Raw genomic sequence first — 20,463 nt, 5'->3', positions numbered from 1 at the left:
CGAACCGTCCGCGGACGCCCGGCCGCAGGATCCGAAAAGAAGGGCGCCCGTGGCTGCACCCGACCAGCGCAGCATATTTCGTCTATCGATGACCATGCCCCGGCTATATAGGCGGGCGGCCTCCATGGCTATCCTGGCGTTCGTGCGCATTGCCTTTCCAGCACGCCCGATACGGGGGCGGGTGGAACGGCAGAGCCGGACGGTTGCCTTGCCAATCATCTTCCAGCGACGGGTTCCCTCATGATTTTAGCGCGGTTGACGAGCCTGGTATCCAATGCGGAGACGTTGCGGCAACGGGCCACCATCGCCAGCGCCTGGGCCGTGGCCGGGTTCGGGACGCAGCGCGTTATGCAGCTCGCTTCCAACATCATTCTCACGCGGCTGCTGTTTCCCGAGGCCTTCGGACTGATGACGCTGGCCAATGTCATCATGATCGGGCTCGGGATGTTCAGTGACGTCGGCATCAAGCCGGCGATCGTGCAGAGTGCGGATGGCGCGACGGAGAATTTCCTGAACACCGCCTGGACGGTTCAGGTCATTCGTGGCGCGATCCTTTGGGGCGTATGCTGCCTGCTGGCCTGGCCGGTAGCGCTGATCTACAAGCAACCGACGCTGTTTGGTCTGATGATCGTCATGGGGTCGTCCGCCTTCATCACCGGCTTCCAGTCGACGATGCTTGCGGTTCGCGAAAAGCGCCTGCATCTCGGCGCGCTGACGACCGTTCAGGTCGTCGGCCAGTTCGTCACGCTGATCGTGACCGCGCTGCTGGCATGGCAAATGGGTTCGGTCTGGGCGTTGGCCTATGGCACGATCATCGGCTCGGTGATTTGGACGGTGCTGAGCTTCGTGTTGCTCCCGGGGCACCGCCACCGCTTCTATCTCGACCCCAAGACCGTCAGTAACCTCTTCAATTTCGGGCGCTGGATCTTCGTCTCGACGATGTTCACCTATCTCGGCGGACAGGGGCTGCGTGCGATCCAAGGCGGCCTGATCCCGATCGAAACGCTCGGCATCCTCGGGATCGCGCAGACCTTTGCGGCAATGCCGTCGGATTTGGCTGGCCAGGTCCAAGGCGTGGTCGGTTTCCCGGCGCTGGCGGAGGCGCGCGGGGAGGGGCACGATCGGTTTCTCGGGACGTTCGCCAAGATCCGGTTGCGCGTCCTTCTCTTGACGCTCCCCGTCTTTTTCCTGCTCGCGCTGGCGTCGGGGCCATTGATCTGGACGCTGTACGATTCCCGCTATCACGCGGCCGCCGGATACATGGCGCTGCTTTGTGTCACGGGACCCATCGCGGTCGTATCGTCGGGCTACCAGAGCGCCTTTCTGGCGCTGGGGAAGGTGCGGCTGCATGCCAATCTCATGGCGGTCTTCATGGTCACGAAGATCCTCGGGACGGTGGCGGGCTTTTATGCAGGGGGCGTGGTCGGGATGCTGGTCGGTGCCGCGGTTTCGACTTTCGTCGGCTATGCCTACGTGGCCTATGTCGCGGCGCGCGATGGGCTGTTCTCGGGCAAGGTCGACGGGATCTGCCTGGCGACGATCGCGGCCATGGGCGGCGTGGTCTGGTATCTGTATTTCTGATTGGCCGAGTGCCGGCTCCAGTTTGGGTGAAAGCATGAAGGCCAGGGAAATCGGCCGGCCCGCGGGAAGCTCCCGCTCAGGCGGACCATCGTCAAAGCGGTAAAAGGTCTGGTCCCGTGGGCGGCCGGTTTAGACGCCGTTGAATGCCAGATTATTTAACCGCGCGGCGCCCGACTGTTCTGACGACGTTTAGAGGACCGGCCAGGCCTGTATCGCTGGCGCGCGGGTTGCCTGGCGGCCCAAAGAAACACTGCGCGGGCGCTGAATCGCGGAAACCGCTCCGGCGAGCGCCAGCATCAGGATCATTGGATGCTGTTGAATCGAAGTGAAGATAAGCATCACGCTGCCAGCGACGAAAGTAGCGAAGGCAAAGCCGGCAAATGCTCCCGTTGCCGGGTCTGCAAGCAAGTTCCGTCGCTTCGTAAGCAATTGTCCGATAGGCAGGAGCAGGACAAAGCAGAAAGCAATAAAGCCGATGATACCAGTCGCCAGTGCAAAATACAGATAAGTATTCACGAAATCTACGATTCCCTCGCCTTGGCGGAGATCGTCCATTTGGGCGTATACACGGGCCATCGTCTCGCCGGCGATCGGATGATGCCAGAATTCCTGCATTCCGCGCGTGAACAGTTGTGATCGGTAATCGCTGGTGCTTTCGGCGTCGGTAAGCGGTCCTGTGGCAGACCGCCGGGCATAATAGACTGCTGCAATCGGAGCGAGGATCGCGACCGCCTTGCCCAACCCCGCAGCCCCGTAACGGTAGAATGCCTGTGCCAGGATGACGACGCCCGCGCCGATCAGGGCGCCGCGGGATTGTGGTGCTGCCACGCCCAACAATATGATCGCGGGAATGAGGTAGCGGAAGCCACCTTTTTTGAAGAGCGTGTTGCACGCTAGCGCGGCTGCAAAGAGGATTACCAACGTGAAGCCGGCGTTGGTTGCTTCATCCATTGGTCCATAGGCCCGCATCGCCCCGCCCCGGAACTTGACGATGAATACCCCGCCCCGAACCAATCCGTATCGGTCTGCAAGGCCAGCGTAGAGGGGCCAGTGCGCGCGGGCTTCGTAAACAAGCTCCACCGCCAACATGCAGCCCAAGCCCGCTAGAGTGACAAGCAGCGTTTGGCGACCGACCTCGGACCGCAAGCAGTTTGCAATGACAAATGCCGGGACCCCGTACGTACAGACAAGCATAACAGTTTGTCGCGTCCAATTCGAGACAGCGGTCTCTCGTGTTGCGATTGCAATTACTAATGTCAAGAACAGAAGGAGTGCGAGGTTCATCCCCGATCGTCCCGTTACAGGGTCCTTGCGTGTCGTGAACAGCGCAATCAAACCACCGAGGCCGAACGTCGATTGCAGCGACCAGGTGAACAACCAAAGCCCACCCGCCTGAACCTGGGTCTGGAGCGCAGGGGTGGCCAACATGCCGATCGTCATGACGATCAGTAGCTGTTTGCGCGTCCGGCATGCCACGATCGGGAACAGGAAAAACACTGCGCTCGTAATGCTATAAACGGGTGAAAGTAATAAGACGGCAGACATTGCCGATAGTACCAGAACCGGAAAATGACCTACTACAGAGCGCTTTGAACTTTGCAGAGAATAGTAAAATATCGACCAGCCGATGAGAAGCATTGCTTGCAGATAGACAAGGTTCTTTGCAGCTAGTAACATGCGTTCGCTCGATCATCCGGATGCCGACGGAATGCGGCGTTGCTGGAAACCCTAAGGAGGTTTGCAGGCCTAGCCAAGCGCTGTCTGAGCCAGCCGTGGGGATCGGAATGAGACGAACGGTACCATCGCTTAGATTGCTGTAAGCCAGTGCTTAAGCCACTGTTTACCATAGAAACTATCAAATCTCATACACACCTTGGTGTAACGACGAAGAAAGCGTAATTATTCGAGGGTCTTAGCCATGTCCGCTGCTGAAATCGGTATGAACCTGAACGGCCTGAGCTATTACGGCAATCAGTTTCCGTTTCTGGATCGGTTCAAGACTTCGTCGACCTGGGTGGCGCGCGATAGTAAATATGCTTCCGTAAACGGGCCGACACTGGATGCCAATGGCTACCCGACGGCGCTGGCGGCCGGTGCCATGAATCAGTACACGATGCTCGAGCTCGACCCATCGGCGCTTGCTACGTCTGACGTCTATGTCATGCGCTACACGGGAAATGCCAGCTTCACGTTCCTGTACTCCAAGATTTTAAGTCAAAAGCCCGGTGAGATCGTCTTTCAATATTCGGGCACCGGGCAGGAGCAGTTGACCAACTGGGGGGTCGATCCGGCAAACCCGATTACAAAAATCAACATCGTTCGTCAGGATCAGCTTGCCCTGTTCGACTCTGGGGAAATCTTCAACCCGGCTTTCCTCGAAAAAGTCGAGCCTTTCTCAACGCTGCGGTACATGGACTGGTCGAACACCAACAACTCGACGGTCGTCAACTGGTCCGATCGCGTAACGCCAACGAGCGCGTCGTACAGCGCCAACGGCAATACGAGCAGCGCTCCGATCGAAGTGCTGGTCGCGCTGGCGAACAAGACACGTACCGATATGTGGATCAACATCCCGACCCAGGCCAATGACGATTATGTCGCCAAGACATTGTCCTATGTCCATGATCATCTCGATGCAGGGCTAAAAGTCCAAATCGAATATTCGAACGAGGTCTGGAATTGGTCGTTCTCGCAGTCTCATTACGCCTTGAGCATGGGTGACCAACTGTTCGGCAAGGATGTCAATGGCGACGGCGTCATTGATCCCAACAACCCCGCCGAGCATGTCAGCGACGGCTGGGTGCAATTCTACGGCTATCGTTCGGCGCAGATTGCAGCGATCGCGAAGTCGGTCTTTGGCGATGACCCAACGCGAGCCCGTACGGTCCTGGCGACGCAGACCGGCTATCGCGGACTGGAGTCGTCGATCATAAAGGGGGTCCAGCGCGTCGGGGACGTGTCGACGCTGTTCGATGACTATGCGATCACCAACTATTTCAACCTCGGCAACGTCAGTGAAGATACGGTGCTAGGCTGGGCGCGGGCCGGGAGTGACGGGCTCGCGGCAGGTTTCGCTGCAATCATGAACGACATCACCTCGTTGAAATCGACGGTCAACTATCAGGCGGGGGTGGCAGCGAAATGGGGGCTGGATCTGGTTTCGTACGAGGCTGGAGTCCACACCACGTCCTATCAATATTCCGCCGCAGCGCAGCCCGAGATTCAGGCCTTCCTCGAGAAGCTGAGCAAGGATCCGCGAATGGCGACGGCCTATCAACAGGCAGTGGCGGACTTTTCCGCTGCTGGCGGCAAGTTGCTCAACGCGTTCAACAACGTCGGTTACGACTCGAAGTATGGCGAATGGGGCGCGCTGACCAGCACCTACGACACCGGCAGCGTGAAGTACGACGCGCTGGTTGCGCTCGCGAAGGCCGGTAAGGTCGCAGCGGCACCGACCGACACGGTGTTCTCGACCGACCGGATGGATGTCGCGACGACGCTCGGCCAATATGTGCTCGACGCAACCACGCGGAACCTCGCCTTCGCAGGCACGGGTGCGTTCGTCGGTACCGGCAATGCGCTCGATAACGTCATCGTCGGCGGCGCCTCGAGGAACACGCTCAGCGGTGGAGCCGGGCAGGACCGGCTCGTCGGCGGTGGGGATGCCGACTATCTCGATGGGGGAAGCGGGGCGGACACGATGCTCGGCGGTGCTGGCAACGACGTCTATATCGTCGACGATGCAGGCGATGTCGTCACCGAACTGGCGGGCGATGGAACGGACGAGGTCCGTACGACGCTGGCCAGCTATACCCTCGGCGACAATGTCGAGAACCTGACGTACAGTGGCGCGGCGGCGTTCACCGGCACCGGCAACGCGCTCGACAACGTCATCACCGGCGGGAAGTACGGCAACGTGCTTTCGGGCGGGGCAGGCAATGACACGCTCGTCGGCGGCAACGGCGACGATACGCTGGACGGCGGGACGGGTGCCGATCGCATGACCGGCGGCGCGGGGAACGATACCTATGTCGTCGACGACGCGGGTGATGTCGTCACCGAACTGGCCGGCGGCGGGACCGATCTCGTCCGCACGACGCTCGCGAGCTTTACCCTCGGCGACAATCTCGAGAACCTGACCTACACCGGCTCGGCCGCCTTCACGGGCACCGGCAACGCGCTCGACAATGTCATCACGGGCGGCGCAGGCGGCAATACGCTGTCGGGCGGTGCCGGGAACGACACGTTGACCGGTGGTGCCGGCAACGATCTGCTCGACGGCGGCACGGGTGCCGACAAGATGGCGGGCGGCGCGGGCAACGATACCTATGTCGTTGACAATGCCGGCGACGTCGTGACCGAGCTCAGCGGTGGCGGCACCGACGAGGTCCGGACCGCGCTGACCAGCTACACGCTTTCCGACAACGTCGAGAATCTGACCTACACCGGAGCAGCCGCCTTCGTCGGCACGGGCAATGCCTCGGACAACGTGATCACCGGTGGCGACGGGAGCGACACGCTGTCGGGCGGCGCGGGCAACGACACGCTGACCGGGGGCGCGGGCAACGACACGTTGCTTGGCGGGGATGGCAACGATTATCTCAACGGCGGGGTCGGGGCCGACAAGATGACCGGTGGTGCAGGCAACGACACCTACGTCGTCGACAATTACGCGGATCAGGTGACCGAGCTCGCCAATGGCGGGACCGACCAGGTCGACACGACGCTCACGCTCTACATGCTGTCGAACAACGTCGAGAATCTACGCTATCTCGGATCGAGCAACTTCATCGGCATGGGCACGAGCAGCGCCAATGTCATGACGGGCGGTTCCGGCAACGACTATCTGTGGGCCGGGGACGGAAGCGATACGTTGTACGGCAATGCCGGGAACGACATCCTCGATGGCGGCCTTGGTGCGGACACCATGTACGGCGGTGCGGGCGACGACACCTATCTCGTCGACAACGTCAACGACAAGGTGATCGAACTGCCCGGCGAGGGGACCAACGACATCGTCCGGTCGACCGTCACCTACACGCTGTCCGACAATGTCGAGTCGCTGTGGCTGGATGGCACCGCGGCAATCAACGGAACCGGCAATTCGGGGGCGAACACGATCACCGGCAATTCCGCCAACAACATCCTGACCGGCGGCGGCGGCAATGATATCCTGCGCGGTGGCGCGGGCGACGACACGCTCTATGGCGGCACCGGCGACGATCAGCTGTTCGGCGATGCCGGCAACGACGTGCTGTACGGCGGCGGTGGGCGCGATGTCATGGACGGCGGCGCGGGGGCTGATACCTATCGCTTCCTTCCCGGAAACCTCGGCGCAACCGCTGCGACCTCGGCGAGCGTGGTGCTCGGCGCGGACCAGGGCGACAAGATCGACCTCAGCGCGATCGACGCCAATTCGGCGACGACGCTGCGCGATGCTTTCAGCTTCGTTGGCACCGCCGACTTCACCAAGCACGCGGGCGAACTGCGGGTTCAGGGCAGCGGCAGCAACTGGACCGTATTGGCCGATACCAATGGCGACGGCATCGCGGACATCGTGCTGACCGTCCAATCGTCCAACGGGATCCGCGCGACCGACTTCGTGTTCTGATCGGGCATGCACTGCCGGGGGCCAAGCGTCTCCGGCAGTGCAGCCTGGCTCAGCCAGCCGAGCGGTCTCGATCGCGCTTCCACCGCATCGCGATCCGGAAGATCCTGGGTCCCTCGACCAGATAACGCCGCCCGAGCCGGCGCGGGCTTCCGGCCAGTCTCCAGAACCATTCCATGCCGGCCCGCTGGACGATCCGCGGCGCACGGACCTGCGCGCCGACGATGAAGTCGACCGCCGCACCGATGCAGAAGGCAGTTCCCCGGACCGTTCCCGCAGCCGTCATCTCCGCAGCCAGGATCTCCTGTTGCGGTGCGCCGACCGCGAGCAGCGTGAAGCGCGCATCGGCGCAAGCGGCGGCAGCGATCGCTTCGGCACGCGCGGCGGCGTTGCGGCGCAACCCCATCGGTGGGACATGATGCACGAGCGTAATGCGGGGATACCGCGCCTTTAATTCGTTCGCGAGCGAATCGCTTCCGCCGATCAGGCACAGCCGGTCGCCATCCTGCAGCACCGATCCGAACAATGCGACGATCAGGTCGCTCCCCGGCACCACGCTGAGCGAGACACCATGAAAGCGCGCGAGCCGCGCCAGTACGCGACTGTCATTGAGACACAACAACGCACCCTGGTAGACCGGGCGCAGATCCGGATGCGTGTCGATCTGGACCATGTGATCGACATTGGGCGTGACGATATAGCCGAACGAATCGTCTGCCCGTCGGCCCTGCAGGAAGGCGACGACGGCCGCTGCGTCGGGCGTATCGAAATCGAGCCCGAGAAAATTCGTCCTCGGAAACGGCGAGCGTTTTCGGTCGGGCGCCTGTCGCGTCGGAGTCACCGCAATCATTCCCTTTTGCTGCTCTGCGATGCGCGTGACAGCTTGCACGCCGCGACGTCAAGCGGTTGACAACCATGCGTTGGGTAAGGCTAGCGGACGGTATGGATCGAATCGTGTCGCCCCAGACGGAATCGCGCGCGGCGCTGGTGGGCGTCGTGATGATCGGTCGCAACGAAGGCGAGCGATTGCGGCGATGTATCGCATCGACCAGCACCGTCGCGGCGCGGGTCTATGTCGACTCGGGGTCGACCGACGACAGCGTGGCCTGGGCTAGGTCGCAAGGGGTATTGGTCGTGGAACTTGCAGTCCCGCCCAAATTCACCGCGGCGCGCGCGCGCAACGCGGGTCTCGAGCGACTGCTGCAGGATTATCCGCAGCTCGAGCGCGTCCAGATGGTCGACGGCGATTGCGAACTGGCCAGCGGCTGGCTCGATGCCGCCAGTGCGGCGCTGCAAGCCGATCCGACGCTTGCGCTGGTGTTCGGTCGTCGGCGCGAACGGTTTCCCGAGCGGTCGATCTACAACGCCTTTTGCGATGACGAATGGAACAGCCCGGTCGGTGAGGCGATGGCCGCCGGCGGGGACGTGATGGTGCGGGTCGATGCGCTCAAGGCGGTTGGTGGTTATGATTCTCTGATGATCGCTGGCGAGGATCCCGATATGGCGGTCCGGCTGCGCAAGGCGGGATGGCGGTTGTTCCGGATCGACCATGCGATGACGATCCACGACGCGGCGATCCTGCGGTTCGGGCAGTGGTGGCGCCGGACCGAGCGGGCGGGCCACGCCTTTGGCGAGCTTGCCGACCGGCACCCCGGGCTGCGCGCGCCCGATTACCGGCGGCAGTGTCGCAGCATCGCTTTGTGGGGCGGCATTCTTCCCGCAGCCGTGGTGGTATTGCTCATCGCGGCGATGGCGTTTGGCGCGATCTGGCTCGTTCCCGCGATTGCGCTGGCGTTGCTGTGGCCGGTGCAGATGCTGCGGATCGCGAAACAGCGTCGCGCGACGCTGCCGCCGCGGCAGGCGATGTTGACGGGCATATTCCTGGTCATCGGGAAGGTCGCCGAAACCATCGGTCTGGCCCGGTATAAACTGGGGCAGCTGACCGGCCGCCGGTCCGACCTGATTGAATATCATCGCGGCCCCGCGCGCGGATGACGGCGCTGCCCCTATGGACGCAAATCCGCGAGGATTGGGTGGCGCACGGGCGCGACTGGACTCGTCCCGGGTTCCGCGCGGTCGCGGTGCATCGGTTCGGCGTGTGGCGCATGGCGGTTCGCCCGAAGCCGCTGCGCATCCCGTTCAGCCTGATGTATCGCCTGCTGTTCCGGCGGTGCCGCAACCATTATGGGATCGAACTGCCGTATTCGGTCCAACTTGGTCGCCGCGTCGTGATCGAGCATCAGGGCGGGATCGTGATCCACGGCAACAGCGTGATCGGTGATGATTGCGTGATCCGTCAGAATTGTACCCTCGGGATCCGTCGCATCGATGCGCCGGCCGACGCACCGATCCTCGGCGCGCGCGTCGACGTGGGGGCGGGGGCGGTGATTCTCGGGCGGGTGGAGATCGGTGCCGGGGCCGCGATCGGTGCGAATGCGGTCGTGCTCGACGATGTCGCGCCGGGGGCAATTGCGGTCGGCATCCCCGCAAAAAGCAGAATGCCAAAGGACAGTCGATGACCGGTGCCGCCGACCCCGCCAAGGTTGCGGTGATCATCGTCAATTACCGGACCCCGGCGCTTGCCCTGTCGGCCGCGCGTGCGCTGATTCCCGAGCGCGCGGACAATTCGGGTTTGCGCGTCGTCATCGTCGATGGCGGATCGGGCGACACGTCGGCGGACGTATTGCACGCCGGGGTGGCCGATCCCGCGCTCGCGGACTGGGTCGAGGTCCTCGCGCTGCCGATCAACGGCGGTTTCGGCTGGGCGAACAATCAGGCGATCCAGCGGCTGCTCCAGTCAAGCAATGCGCCCGATTATATCCACGTGCTCAACCCCGATACCGAGATCGAGCCCGGTGCGGTCACCGCTTTGCGCCGGGTGCTCGACCAATATCCGCGCTGCGCGGCGGTGGGCAGCCTTTTGCTCAACGAGGACGGCAGCCTTTCCGGTTCCGCCTTCGCCGAGATGTCGCCGCTGCGCGAACTCGTGCGGGGTGCGCGGCTCGACGTGATGCGCCGGATGCTCGGGATCAAGCCGATGCTCGTCACCGAAGCGAGCGAGGCGGCGTGGGTGACCGGCGCAAGCGTCATGTTCCGCGCGGCCGCGCTCAAGCAGGCAGGCTTGTTCGACACCGGCTTCTTCCTCTATTTCGAAGAGGTCGAGTTGATGTGGCGGCTCGCCAACGCGGGCTGGAGCATGCGCCACGAGCCCGCGAGCCGGGTCCGGCATATCGGCGGGGCATCGACCGGGATCAACTACGACCGCAAGGTCAAGCGCGCGCTTCCGCCGCTGCCGCGCTACTGGTTCGAGGCGCGCCGACGGATGTACGCGCGGACCCGCGGGCGCACCGGGGCGATTCTGGCGGGGGGCTTGTGGATGGCAGGCCACGGCCTGTTTGTCGCGCGCCGTGCCGTCGGGCTCGGGGGCAAGCACCTTCCAATCGCGAATGAGGCGCGCGATCTGTTGCGCCACGGGATCCTCCCGACGGTGCAGGATCTGCAACCGCATGTCGCGCGATGGGACGATCCGATCGATCAGCCGCCTGCCTGGATGGCGTCCCGGTAGCTTCCTCGAGGGACGTCGTCAGGGGTCGATCCGCTCCGTGCGGGTCCACGCGACCTTCTGGCGGCCAGTAAGCAACCGGGCATACATGGCAAGCTTCCAGGCAAGGTACCGCGGGAGCCGTGCCGCGGCGGCGGGGTGCAGATGCATCCGACCCTCGCCGGTCCAGGCCAGCGTCACGACGAGCCCGAGCAACCCAAGCAGAACCACCGCGACCGCCAGCGGAAGCGGCGAAACCCCGAGCAGCGCGGCAACCGCCAGCAGCCCCGTGACCGCAATGTTGGCGGCGAGCAGCATCGACAGGGGCGGCACGCACAGGTGCACCCCCATCCAGAACCGCCGCCAATTGCCCCGCGCGATCCCTGAGCGCAGCAGCCCGAAGCCGTGCCGCCGCGCCATCGCAAGGAAGCCGCCTTCCCAGCGCGCGCGCTGGGTGCTCGACCCGGAATCGCTGCTGCAGTCCGACCGGACCGTCGCCCCGTCGAAATAGCGCGCGGGCTGGCCGAGTTCGATCAGCCCGATCCCGATCGCGAGATCCTCGACGACATTCCCGGTCGCGAGATCGAGCGCGCGATAGGCGGACCACGGAAACGCCATTCCCGATCCGGTCAGGATCGCAGCGCCGCCGAGCCGCGCGATCCCGCGCTGGCGGATCCGGTTCTTGACGAAGAAGGCGAAGTTCGAAATCTGCACCACGGGCGGCGCGTCCGGGGCAGGGCGGAACAGATAGGCCGACTGCGCCGCCTGTCCGGTCGCGATGACCGAGTCGGTCAGCCGCGCGAGTCCGGCCGGGTCGATCTCGCAATCGGCATCCACCACCACCACGACATCCGGTGGAGAAGCGGCGATGTGGTCGCGCCCGAACGCCAGCGCATACCCCTTGCCGCGCCGGACCGGATCGGATCGTTCGACCACCTCCAGCCCGAGTGCGCGCGTAACGTCCGCAGTACCATCGGTGCAATTGTCCGCGACGAGGACGACCCGCGTCGACGGCCCGAGCAGGCGAACGAGGCCGGCACCCGATGCCGCGAGCGTCAGTTCCTCGTCATGCGCCGGAACGAGCACGACGACCCGCTTGTCGCGGGAGGGCGGCGGCGGGGCGCGACCGGGGAACAGCCCGAGCCCGGTTTCGAGCAGGAACGCTGCATCGACCAGCGCGATCGGGGCAAGCGCGAGGCCCGCGACCACATCGAAGGGTCCCATCTCAATTCCCTGTCAGATCGCCGGTCCGGCCGGAGCGATCAGGAGTAATAGGCGTCGTAATAGCGCTGCGTGCCGTAGCCGAACCCGTAGTCGTCCCCGCCGATACCGCCCTTGTAGCGGTTGAGCACGGTGCCCATGCACGGGGCCGGGCGGAGGATCTCGAGCGTGTCCTTGACCTGGCGTGCGGTCGTCTTGCCCTCTTCGACGATCATCAGATAGGCGTCGATCTCGCGCAGGACGATCGATGCATCGTCATTGGCGAACGCGGGGGGCAGGTCGCAGATGCAGATCACGTCATCGGGCAGATTGCGCATCGCCTGCACCAGCGTCCGCAACCGCTCGCCGGCAAGCAATTCGGCCGAACTGTGATCGGTCGGGAAGGACGGGAAGACGGTCAGCCCGGTGCCGGTGATCTCCCGCGACGCCGCGTCGAGCGAATCGACTTCGCCCGCGAGGAAGGTGTTGATCCCCACGCCTTCGGGAATGTCGAAAATGTCCGCGATCGACCCGCGCCGCAGGTCGAGATCGAACAGCAACGTGTGCGTCCCGGGGATGCGCGACAGCGACGCCGCGAGGTTGGCCGCCATGAACGACTTGCCGACCCGCGGCGTGGCCGAGGTGATGCCGATCACTTTCCACTTGTTCGCCTGCATGATCTTGACGACCTGCGAGCGGAGCAGGTTGAACGGCCGCGAGCGGCGATCGCGGCTGTTGAAGCCGAAGATCCCCCGACGCGGCGAATCGTACCGGTCGAGCGGTTCGGCGATGCTGTCAGGCGACAGCACCAGCTTGGGCGCAGGAGCGTCGCCGGCGGAGGAGTTCCAGGAACTGGGCATGGCTTACCTTAGATCGTCAGGAGGTCAGGCGCTGATTTCGGGAGTCTTGGCGGCGCCCGAACGGCGTCGCACCTTCTTCTTCGAAATCACCGGGATGACGGCGAGCGGCGGGGCACCGGTCAACTGCGTGAGCGTTCCCACGCTGCGGATCGGCCGTGCGATCAGCTCGAGCAGCAGGGCGAGACCAAGCCCGACCGCAAGGCCACCCAGGACTCCGCCGAGAATCAGCATCGGCCGGTTGGGCTGGGTGGGGGTATCGGGCGTGACCGGCGGATCGATCAGCGTCAGCCGCTCGCCGCGTTGCTCGTCGGAGATCTTCACGACCGACCGCGCGTTAAGCAGGCTGCTCTGGATACGGGCGAGGTTGGCCCGCAGCACGTCCGCACGCGACTGCAACTGGGCGACCTGCTGCGCGACCAACGGCCCGCGGGCCTGCGCCGCCGCCATCGTCGTCGCGCGGCTGGTTTCCATCGACTTGGCGTTGCGCAACCGGCCGATCGCCGCGTTGTTGGCAGCGACCTGGCGCTGCACGACCGAGGAGACGCTGTTGGTCTGGAACGCAGACGCAGTCGACTTCGCCGCCGCAAGCCGGCTTTCGGCGAGCTTCACGTCGGGATGGTCATCGGAATATTGTGCCCGTGCCGCGGCAAGTTGCGCTTCGGCAGCGATGACGTTGGGGTCGCGACCGACCGCTGGCCGACCGGTCTGCGCCTGCAGCTCGGCGTTCTGCCGCTCGAGGCCGGCGATCTGGCCGTCATAATCGCCACCGCCCGTCATCACCGTCATGCCCGCGGTGCCCGCCGCGAGCGCGGCGCCGTTCTGGCCGGTGATGCGGTTGATCTGCGTCTCGATCGCGTTGACCTGGGTCTGCAGGTTGGATTCCTGGTCCTCCAGGAAGCGGGCGTTGGTCTGCGCCTGCGCCTGGGTTTCGGAGGCGTCCAGCTTCAGGAGGCGATCGACGAAGGTCTGCGCGACGAGCTGCGCCTGCGGTGCCGTCGGATAATCGAAGGTCAGCGCGAACGCGATCGACCCCGCATTGCCGCCACGCGAAATATCGGCGTCGACCGCCGAAATGTTGGTTGCGCTGCGCATCCGATCGACCAGCTTCGACAGCGGTTCGCGGCGAGCCGAGGCGTCATACAGGTTGTTCGCCTGGATCAGGCCAACCAGGTCCGGGCGGCTGAGGATCTGCTGTCGGATCTTCGCCATGCGCCGATCGATGACGGTATCGCCCGGGCCGGACGCCGCCCCGTCGGTCGGCAGGTTCTGGGATTCGACCAGCAAGGTCGCGCTCGAGCGATAGGAACGCGGCAGAAGCAATGCCGCAGCCACCCCGGCGATGCTCAGGAGGATGAACGGCACGATGATCAACCAGCGCCGTTCCCACAGAATCACGGGAAGGCTGCCGATGAAGTTCGAAGAGGTATCCGGTTCCTGGTCATGCGCCAGGGTCGTCATATCATTCATCGATAATCCCCGAGGCGCAATGCAAGGCCAACCTGCCCGCCGAAATCGCTCGGCCGGTTCAGGTTTCCGCCGAAGATCTGACGGTAGTTTGCCGAGGCAATGAACCGCAACCGCTGTCGTAGCTGACGATCGTAATTGACCATTGCCCGGCCATATTCGTTCCCGATGCCAAGCGTATTGATCGGACCATTGAGACCGGGCGGGGTTGTATTCCTGCTATAGTCTGCCGTTGCGCCGATATTGCTTCGTTCCGTCAGGCGATAGGTGTAATTGCCGCCGACCGTTGTTGAGATCTGCGTGCCGAGGATCCCGGTCGGCTGAACGGAGCGATTGGCGTTCAGGCAATAGGCCGAACGGACACCGCGCCGACACAACGCCAGGCTCCCTGAGAGTGCCGGGTCGGACTTGCCGGTCTGGCGTTCGATGAACGACACGCCGATCGCGCCGTTGACCGTCCAATAGGCATTGACCCGCGCCGTGGTGGTCGCCTGAACCGAATAGACGGTCGTATCGCCGTTGGTTGTGTCGTAATTGTACTTCGACGCAGACCCCTGAAGACCTGCCTGGATATTCGCGGTGAACTGTCGGCTGTAGCCGACCGTGCCGCCGTAGCCGGTGTAATTGTCGCGGTTGCCGAGCAGGCCGCCGACATTGGCTGTGTTGGCACCGTTCGAATAGCGCGAGTCGATGATGAACGCGCTGGCGTTCACGATGTCGTGGGCGGACAAGATGGCCGAGACGGTACCACCGCCGTTGATCGTACGCCGGCGTGCGCCGGTTCCGAAGAGACCGATGTCGGTGCCGTTGTAGATCGGCGAAGTGTCGACCGGGTTGGTGACGATGGCGCCCGTACCCGCGCCGGTCCCCGGAGAGACGGGTGCGGTCGGATCGATCGGGGTTACGACCGCGAACTGGTTTGACGGTGCGTTCGTCGACCCGATCAGCGAGCTCTGGAACGCCGCGCTCAGGCTGGCATTGATATGCTCGGACGGGGTGAAGGCATAGACGGCGCCCCCCGAGTAATTGTCCGAACGGTTGTATTTGTTGACATACTGCTGGACGTTCGCGTCGGCGCTGATCGTCAGGCTGCTGCGCTCACGCAATAACCGGAGCTGTGGCCGGATATCGACCGATACGAAGCCCGCGCCCGTGTTCGATCCGTTCACCGAGAACGGATTGTTCGAATAGCCAAGCGTGCTCGACACGTCCGTGCTCAGCCGCGTTTCGGTCGTCTGCGCGAACGCAGGCATCGCCACGGTCGCGGCGCACAAGGCGAGGTACGCGCGCGCCCTCACGGTACGATCACCGTGTCGCCGCTTTCCAGCTGCGGCAGACCGGCGAGGTCCCGCGCGTTCGGGTTCCCCTTCAGGATATCGGTCAGGCGGACCTTGATCACATTCAGGCCCGAGCCCGATTTGCGCAGGATCGTGACATTGCCGACGTCGGCGAAATCGGCCGGGCCGCCCGCCATGACGATTGCGTCGAGCACGTTGATATAGCGACCAGCCGTCAGCGCCCCAGGCGTCTTGACCTTGCCCGCGACGCTGAACTGGAGCCCCATCGGGGTGCGAACCGACACCGTCACCTGCGGCACCGCCTCGCGATACTGCGAGCGAAGCCCCTTCGTTATTGCGGCTTCGATATCGGCGGGCAATTTATTGTTCGCATCGACCTGGCCGACGAGCGGGAAGGCGAAGGTACCGTCCGGAAGAACCTTGACGGCGCGCTGCAGGCGCTCCTCGCCCCACACGTAAACCTCGAGCTCGTCGCCTGGGTTGATCCGGTACGGACGCAACTGGGCCGGCGCACTGGACGCACCCTGCGCCATGACGGGGACCGAGAGCGCCATAAGTCCGAACGCTACACAACACCGCACGGATTGTACCGAAAACATCATAGAATTTTCCCTGCTGACCGGTTTTCCGGTCCCTAGCGCAACTGTCCTAGCCGACGCTAGGTTAAAGCACCGGTAACGCCGGCCGGATTAAGCGTTGCTGACACTATACCGCTTCTGGCTTTGCGGGATGAAGCCGTTGACAAGCCGCGTCACGGCCCGGCACGGTCGCCTCCTCTGATCCCGTCCGTCTCAGCCGGTCCGTCTCATCCCTTCATGGTATTGGATTGCGTCGTTTCATGAAATGCTTGTCGCTACGGTTCGCAACGGTCTGGGCTGCGCCACTTCTGTTGATGGGCGGGGTGGCGGGATGCGCCTCGAAGGACGATCGCGCCGCCGCAGCTGCGGCCCTGGCGGAGACGGCCTTCCAGCAAGGCGACCTGCAGGGCGCCCGCCAGAACATCCAGAAGGCGATCGATGCGCGCGACGACGTCAGCGACTACTGGCTGACCCTGGCCCGGATCCAGCTGGCCGCAAAGAATTTCGGTGGCGCGTTCGATGCTTACGAAAACGTCTACCAGCTCGACCGCGGCAATATCGAGGCACTTCGGCAATTGTGCCAGCTCGGCCTCAACGTCCGGCAGGCCGACAAGGTCGATCGCTACGCCGATCAGTTGCTCGTCATCAATCCGGGTGACCCGATGCCGATCACGATGAAGGGCGGAGCCGCGCTGCAGCGTGGCGATTCCAAGACGGCCCTGGCCTTCGCGGACAAGGTTCTGGTCGGCAATCCGCGGGACGTCAGCGCTTTGATCCTCAAGGGCCAGACGCTGGCGTATCGAGGCGAAAACCCGGCCGCGGCGAAGTTGATCGAGGAGTCGCTCGACCAGCAGAGCGACCCGACCTCGCGACTGGTGTTCCTGCGCGACCTGTATCTGAAGTCGGGTGACAGCGCCGGCTATCAGCGCACGCTTGCGCGGCTGGCGGAACGCAACGCTGGCGATACGCGGATGCAGCTCGATTATGCCGACTGGTTGTATCAGACCGACCGCGCCGATCAGGCGTTCGGGATCGTCCGGCAGGTGCTGGATAAAAATCCGAAAAATATTGCGCTCGCATCGACGATTCTCGAAATGTGGCTCGATGAAGGGCGGGATGCGGTCACCCGCGATCAGATCGTGCGCGGCAGTACCGGGGCTTCGCTCGAAACTAAGGCGCTGTTCGCGCAATTCGCCAACGAAACCGGGCAGCCCGATCTTGCGCTCCAGGTGCTGGGGAGTGACGAACCCGGCGCTGCGCCGGACCCCGCCAATTCCAACGCCAAGGCGGCCTACGCGTTTGCGCTCGGGTTGAAGGGACGCATGCTCGATGCCTTGTCGCGCACCGAGTTGATCCTCGACGTCGATTCCGCACAGCCGAGAGCCTTGCTGACGCGCGCGCGGTTGCGTGCGGCGACCCGCAATTTCGAGGGGGCGCTGTCGGACGGGCGACAGCTCGTTACCGACGACCCCGCCAACATCACGGCGCGGTTGGCGTTGACCGATATCCTGGTGGCACAGAATCAGCCCGAACTTGCCGAGAGCAACATGCGCGAAGCGCTGCGGATCGTTCCCGATTCACCGCGGGCAGCGACTCGTCTCGCGCAGATGTTGATCGCCAAGGGGCAGAAGGACGAGGCTGCGACGGTCCTGCGCGATATGGCGAAGGCCGCCAAGATCAGCCCGCGCGCGCAGGCGGTGCTGGCCACCTTCCACCTTCGTGACAATACCGTAACCGACTGATCCGGGCGGACGAATCCGCCCGGATCAGCGGTTCGTCGCCTCAGGGTGCGATCGCCGGCGGGGCAGCGGCCGGCGTCTTGGGCGGCGAGAAGCCGGGTTGGTAGGTGATCTTCGCCGCCGACCGTGCTGCCTGCAACTGCTTCTGCATCGTGTCGCCAAGCGCCTGGCGGCGCAGCAGTTCGAGCGCGGCAGGGCGAGCCTGCGCCTCGGGGGTGGGGGCCGCTGTGCTCGACGTGATCACGCTGGCGATGAAACGGCCCTTGTCGGGCGTGATGAACGGTTCGCCGGCCGGAAGCGCTGCGATCTTGGCAGCGACCGGGGGGGGAAGCATCGCGGTGTCGAGCGTGTTGGTCCCGCGCGTGAACTGGACGCCGGCCGCCGACAGCGTTGCCGCGACCGCTTCGAGCGAGTGGGCGGGTTCGAGCTGGCGCAATACCGCCGTGTCATTCGGCTGCGAGAAAGTGATCTGATCGAGCGTGTAGCGCTTGCGTGCGCTGAACAGCGTCGGGTTGCTCGCGATGAATTTGTCGACCGCGCTCGCGTCGGGCAGCGATACGCCCTTCGCAGCCTTGGTCGTCAACAGGTTGATGATCAGCGCGTCTTCACCGCGGCGAAGCTGCTCGATGTAGCTCGGCGACTTGTCGAGGCCTTCTGCCTTGGCCTTCTGCACCAGCAACTTGCGATCGACGATCTGCTGGACGACCTGCGCCATGATCGCCTTCTTGTCCGCGCTCGGCGGGATGTTGGCGCCCTGGAGTTCGGCATTCACTTCCTGCTGGGTGATTTCCTCGCCGTTGACCACGGCAACGACCTGACCGCCGACCTTCTTCTCGCAGCCTGCAGCCAGCAGAAGCAGGGCACTCGCGCCCGTCAGCAGCATCGTCTTCTTGATCGTCATTCTGGTACCCCTTGTTGAATGTAGGATGTCTGGTCGTTCGATGCGGGTGTCAGGCGGGGCCGACGAGCACCGACTTCATCTGCGCGCCGACCGCGCCGAACATGGCGCTGGCAAAGCGATCCAGGCCGGGCCGGCCGTCTCCCTGCCCGAGTGTCGAGATCCGGACGAGAACCCCGTCGGGTATGATGCCCTTGAGATTCTCTTCCATCACCGCGAGCCGCTGTGCGGACCATTTGCGTGGAAAGAGATGGCCCAACCGGGTCCAGTAGATCATCTTCTCGCTGCGCAATTCGGTCTCGGCGACGATGTAGCGCGACGGCACGTCGACACCCGGGGCCAGCTTTACGTCGTGATCCTCGATATCGGTCAGCCGGAAGCCGCTCGCGGGATAGCAGACTTCCGGGCGATGGACCTGGATCGACCCGTCCTGCGTACCCGCATAGGCGATCAGCAGCATCATCACGCTACCGTCGGTATGGCGGTATACGCGCGTCAGCAACTCGCTGTAGATCCGGTCGCGCAGCTGATCGGCGGGTGGCAGGACCAGCCCGCTATTGGCCTCGAAGCGCCAGCCGCCGAAGGCGTGCGGTACGAGGGTGTCGAGCTTGGCGGTGCCGAGCGTGCGAAGCACCGTCCGCGGGGTGAAGGCATAGGCCGCGCCGGCCGCCGCCAGCAGTGTCACGCCCGCAGCCACCTGACGGCGGGAAACGGCAGTGGCGTGGGTCGACGTGTGTGGAATGGGCTTGCTCATGCGTCCTGTCCTGCCGGTGCCCAGCGTTGCCGGAGCGGCGTGAAGATCCAGTCGATCAGGAAGATCCCGAGCAAGGCCGTTATGAACATCGTCATGCCCGCGAGTTCGTGGAAGAAGCCCTGACCGGCCGCTTCCCCGAAATGATAGGTGATCAGCAGCAGCATCAAGACGCGCACCAGATTGGCGAGGATCGCGATCGGGACGATACAGCACACCAGCAGCAGCATGAACCGCCAGTTCGAGCTGTGCCGCAGATAGGTGTAGAACAGCCCCAGCGCGGTAAGGCTGATCAGCGAATTGAGTCCGGCGCAGGCGGCGGCCACCAGCATTTCATACTGGCCGATCTGGATCGTCACGCCCGATCCGGCGACCGGATACCCCAGCAGGTACAGGATATCGACCGACCATTCGGAGATCGCGATCTTGAGCGGCTGAGTCAGCGCGGCGAACAGCGAGTCCGGGGGCGGGAAGACGAACAGCAGGTACACCAACGGGAACCAGATCGTCCGTACCGCGGCCCCGCCGCACAGAGCGTAAAACACGACGATCAGGCTCAGGTACATCGTGATCGACTCAATCTCGATGATCGAGGTGATCCGGGCGACCGCAAACACGATGGCGAGCGGCACGAGAAGAACGAAGCTCAGCAGCGCGGAACCGGGCCGCGCCACCGCGGTGATCCGTTCCCGCTCGCGCACGATCAGCCAGATCCCCGTCGCCAGTACCAGCGGACCATGCGCGCCCTGTTCCGTCCCCCAACTCTCGCGGGCGACATCGAGCATCGTCGGCACGGTGAAGGCAAGCGCCGCCACGACCAGCAGAATCGTCGCCGGCGTCCAGGACCAGGTCCGCGTTTGCCGCACCTCGGGTGCGGATAGGGTAGTCAGCATCACACTTTGCCTTGGCGCGAGCGGTGGAAGAACGACGAAACGGGCCCGGACG

16 protein-coding genes are annotated in these 20,463 nt (G+C 64.0%); 6 read left to right on the top strand and 10 right to left on the bottom strand.

Annotated elements, in window-relative coordinates:
- The first annotated feature begins 240 nt into the window (after positions 1-240).
- A complete protein-coding gene (locus RI03_RS13570; RefSeq protein WP_010160472.1) occupies positions 241-1,581 on the top strand; it encodes an oligosaccharide flippase family protein in 1,341 nt (446 codons plus the stop codon).
- A gap of 189 nt (positions 1,582-1,770) precedes the next feature.
- Here RI03_RS13570 and RI03_RS13565 read toward each other — a convergent pair whose 3' ends face one another.
- Positions 1,771-3,258 (bottom strand): O-antigen ligase family protein, encoded by a 1,488-nt coding sequence (locus RI03_RS13565; RefSeq protein WP_081504223.1) that lies wholly within the window; start codon positions 3,256-3,258, stop codon positions 1,771-1,773.
- A 241-nt stretch (positions 3,259-3,499) separates the two neighbouring features.
- Here RI03_RS13565 and RI03_RS13560 point away from each other — a divergent pair, with 241 nt between their 5' ends.
- Entirely contained in the window at positions 3,500-7,192 is a 3,693-nt protein-coding gene (locus RI03_RS13560) for a beta strand repeat-containing protein (RefSeq protein WP_010217957.1), read from the top strand.
- Between the two features lie 49 nt (positions 7,193-7,241).
- On the opposite strand, the gene RI03_RS13555 is transcribed toward RI03_RS13560, so the two are convergent.
- Positions 7,242-8,039: a WecB/TagA/CpsF family glycosyltransferase gene (locus RI03_RS13555; protein ID WP_010217956.1), complete on the bottom strand. Its 798-nt coding sequence runs from the start codon at positions 8,037-8,039 to the stop codon at positions 7,242-7,244.
- Between the two features lie 104 nt (positions 8,040-8,143).
- Here RI03_RS13555 and RI03_RS13550 point away from each other — a divergent pair, with 104 nt between their 5' ends.
- Genes RI03_RS13550 through RI03_RS13540 form a run of 3 tightly spaced genes read left to right on the top strand, consistent with a single transcriptional unit; the run spans position 8,144 to position 10,754 of the window.
- Positions 8,144-9,184: a glycosyltransferase gene (locus RI03_RS13550; RefSeq protein ID WP_026046720.1), complete on the top strand. Its 1,041-nt coding sequence runs from the start codon at positions 8,144-8,146 to the stop codon at positions 9,182-9,184.
- On the top strand, positions 9,181-9,708 hold the full coding sequence (locus tag RI03_RS13545; RefSeq protein WP_010217954.1) for a serine O-acetyltransferase: 528 nt from the start codon (positions 9,181-9,183) through the stop codon (positions 9,706-9,708). Before RI03_RS13550 ends, RI03_RS13545 begins: the two co-directional genes overlap by 4 nt.
- Entirely contained in the window at positions 9,705-10,754 is a 1,050-nt protein-coding gene (locus RI03_RS13540) for a glycosyltransferase (protein WP_010217953.1), read from the top strand. The genes RI03_RS13545 and RI03_RS13540 overlap by 4 nt, the downstream gene beginning before the upstream one ends.
- 18 nt (positions 10,755-10,772) lie before the next feature.
- Here the strand turns inward: RI03_RS13540 and RI03_RS13535 are convergent, their stop codons facing one another.
- The 5 genes from RI03_RS13535 to RI03_RS13515 are packed head-to-tail and all read right to left on the bottom strand — an operon-like array spanning position 10,773 to position 16,106.
- Positions 10,773-11,954, bottom strand: coding sequence for a glycosyltransferase family 2 protein (locus tag RI03_RS13535; protein ID WP_010217952.1), 1,182 nt, complete (start codon positions 11,952-11,954; stop codon positions 10,773-10,775).
- Positions 11,955-11,992: 38 nt separating this feature from the next.
- Positions 11,993-12,790 carry a CpsD/CapB family tyrosine-protein kinase gene (locus tag RI03_RS13530; protein ID WP_010160463.1) on the bottom strand — a complete coding sequence of 266 codons (798 nt, stop codon included), beginning with the start codon at positions 12,788-12,790 and terminating at the stop codon, positions 11,993-11,995.
- A 24-nt stretch (positions 12,791-12,814) separates the two neighbouring features.
- The gene (locus RI03_RS13525) at positions 12,815-14,257 is read right to left on the bottom strand and encodes a Wzz/FepE/Etk N-terminal domain-containing protein (protein ID WP_238542366.1); all 1,443 of its coding nucleotides are present in this window, start codon (positions 14,255-14,257) and stop codon (positions 12,815-12,817) included.
- The gene (locus RI03_RS13520) at positions 14,254-15,552 is read right to left on the bottom strand and encodes a hypothetical protein (protein ID WP_010217950.1); all 1,299 of its coding nucleotides are present in this window, start codon (positions 15,550-15,552) and stop codon (positions 14,254-14,256) included. The genes RI03_RS13525 and RI03_RS13520 overlap by 4 nt, the downstream gene beginning before the upstream one ends.
- Positions 15,549-16,106: a polysaccharide biosynthesis/export family protein gene (locus RI03_RS13515; protein ID WP_010160460.1), complete on the bottom strand. Its 558-nt coding sequence runs from the start codon at positions 16,104-16,106 to the stop codon at positions 15,549-15,551. The genes RI03_RS13520 and RI03_RS13515 overlap by 4 nt, the downstream gene beginning before the upstream one ends.
- A gap of 284 nt (positions 16,107-16,390) precedes the next feature.
- Between RI03_RS13515 and RI03_RS13510 the strand changes: the two genes are divergently transcribed.
- On the top strand, positions 16,391-17,872 hold the full coding sequence (locus RI03_RS13510) for a tetratricopeptide repeat protein (RefSeq protein WP_010217949.1): 1,482 nt from the start codon (positions 16,391-16,393) through the stop codon (positions 17,870-17,872).
- A 40-nt stretch (positions 17,873-17,912) separates the two neighbouring features.
- Here the strand turns inward: RI03_RS13510 and RI03_RS13505 are convergent, their stop codons facing one another.
- The 3 genes from RI03_RS13505 to xrtV are packed head-to-tail and all read right to left on the bottom strand — an operon-like array spanning position 17,913 to position 20,411.
- Positions 17,913-18,770, bottom strand: a complete 858-nt coding sequence (locus RI03_RS13505; RefSeq protein ID WP_010160458.1) for a SurA N-terminal domain-containing protein — start codon at positions 18,768-18,770, stop codon at positions 17,913-17,915.
- Positions 18,771-18,819: 49 nt separating this feature from the next.
- Entirely contained in the window at positions 18,820-19,521 is a 702-nt protein-coding gene (epsI, locus tag RI03_RS13500; RefSeq protein ID WP_238542365.1) for an exosortase-associated protein EpsI, V-type, read from the bottom strand.
- Positions 19,518-20,411 carry an exosortase V gene (gene xrtV / locus RI03_RS13495; protein WP_010217947.1) on the bottom strand — a complete coding sequence of 298 codons (894 nt, stop codon included), beginning with the start codon at positions 20,409-20,411 and terminating at the stop codon, positions 19,518-19,520. Before xrtV ends, epsI begins: the two co-directional genes overlap by 4 nt.
- Between the last annotated feature and the right edge of the window lie 52 nt (positions 20,412-20,463).

This window comes from Sphingomonas sp. PAMC 26621, assembly GCF_000251145.1.
GTDB lineage: Bacteria > Pseudomonadota > Alphaproteobacteria > Sphingomonadales > Sphingomonadaceae > Sphingomonas.
This window is presented reverse-complemented; position numbering and strand designations above follow the sequence as displayed.

Bases quoted from the DNA above. Each gene is read 5' to 3' on its own strand.
- RI03_RS13515 (WP_010160460.1), bottom strand. From the start codon at position 16,106: ATGGCGCTCTCGGTCCCCGTCATGGCGCAGGGTGCGTCCAGTGCGCCG.
- RI03_RS13505 (WP_010160458.1), bottom strand. From the start codon at position 18,770: ATGACGATCAAGAAGACGATGCTGCTGACGGGCGCGAGTGCCCTGCTT.
- epsI (WP_238542365.1), bottom strand. From the start codon at position 19,521: ATGAGCAAGCCCATTCCACACACGTCGACCCACGCCACTGCCGTTTCC.
- RI03_RS13535 (WP_010217952.1), bottom strand. From the start codon at position 11,954: ATGGGACCCTTCGATGTGGTCGCGGGCCTCGCGCTTGCCCCGATCGCG.
- RI03_RS13555 (WP_010217956.1), bottom strand. From the start codon at position 8,039: ATGATTGCGGTGACTCCGACGCGACAGGCGCCCGACCGAAAACGCTCG.
- RI03_RS13560 (WP_010217957.1), top strand. From the start codon at position 3,500: ATGTCCGCTGCTGAAATCGGTATGAACCTGAACGGCCTGAGCTATTAC.
- RI03_RS13525 (WP_238542366.1), bottom strand. From the start codon at position 14,257: ATGAATGATATGACGACCCTGGCGCATGACCAGGAACCGGATACCTCT.
- RI03_RS13530 (WP_010160463.1), bottom strand. From the start codon at position 12,790: ATGCCCAGTTCCTGGAACTCCTCCGCCGGCGACGCTCCTGCGCCCAAG.
- RI03_RS13570 (WP_010160472.1), top strand. From the start codon at position 241: ATGATTTTAGCGCGGTTGACGAGCCTGGTATCCAATGCGGAGACGTTG.
- RI03_RS13540 (WP_010217953.1), top strand. From the start codon at position 9,705: ATGACCGGTGCCGCCGACCCCGCCAAGGTTGCGGTGATCATCGTCAAT.
- xrtV (WP_010217947.1), bottom strand. From the start codon at position 20,411: ATGCTGACTACCCTATCCGCACCCGAGGTGCGGCAAACGCGGACCTGG.
- RI03_RS13565 (WP_081504223.1), bottom strand. From the start codon at position 3,258: ATGTTACTAGCTGCAAAGAACCTTGTCTATCTGCAAGCAATGCTTCTC.
- RI03_RS13545 (WP_010217954.1), top strand. From the start codon at position 9,181: ATGACGGCGCTGCCCCTATGGACGCAAATCCGCGAGGATTGGGTGGCG.
- RI03_RS13510 (WP_010217949.1), top strand. From the start codon at position 16,391: ATGAAATGCTTGTCGCTACGGTTCGCAACGGTCTGGGCTGCGCCACTT.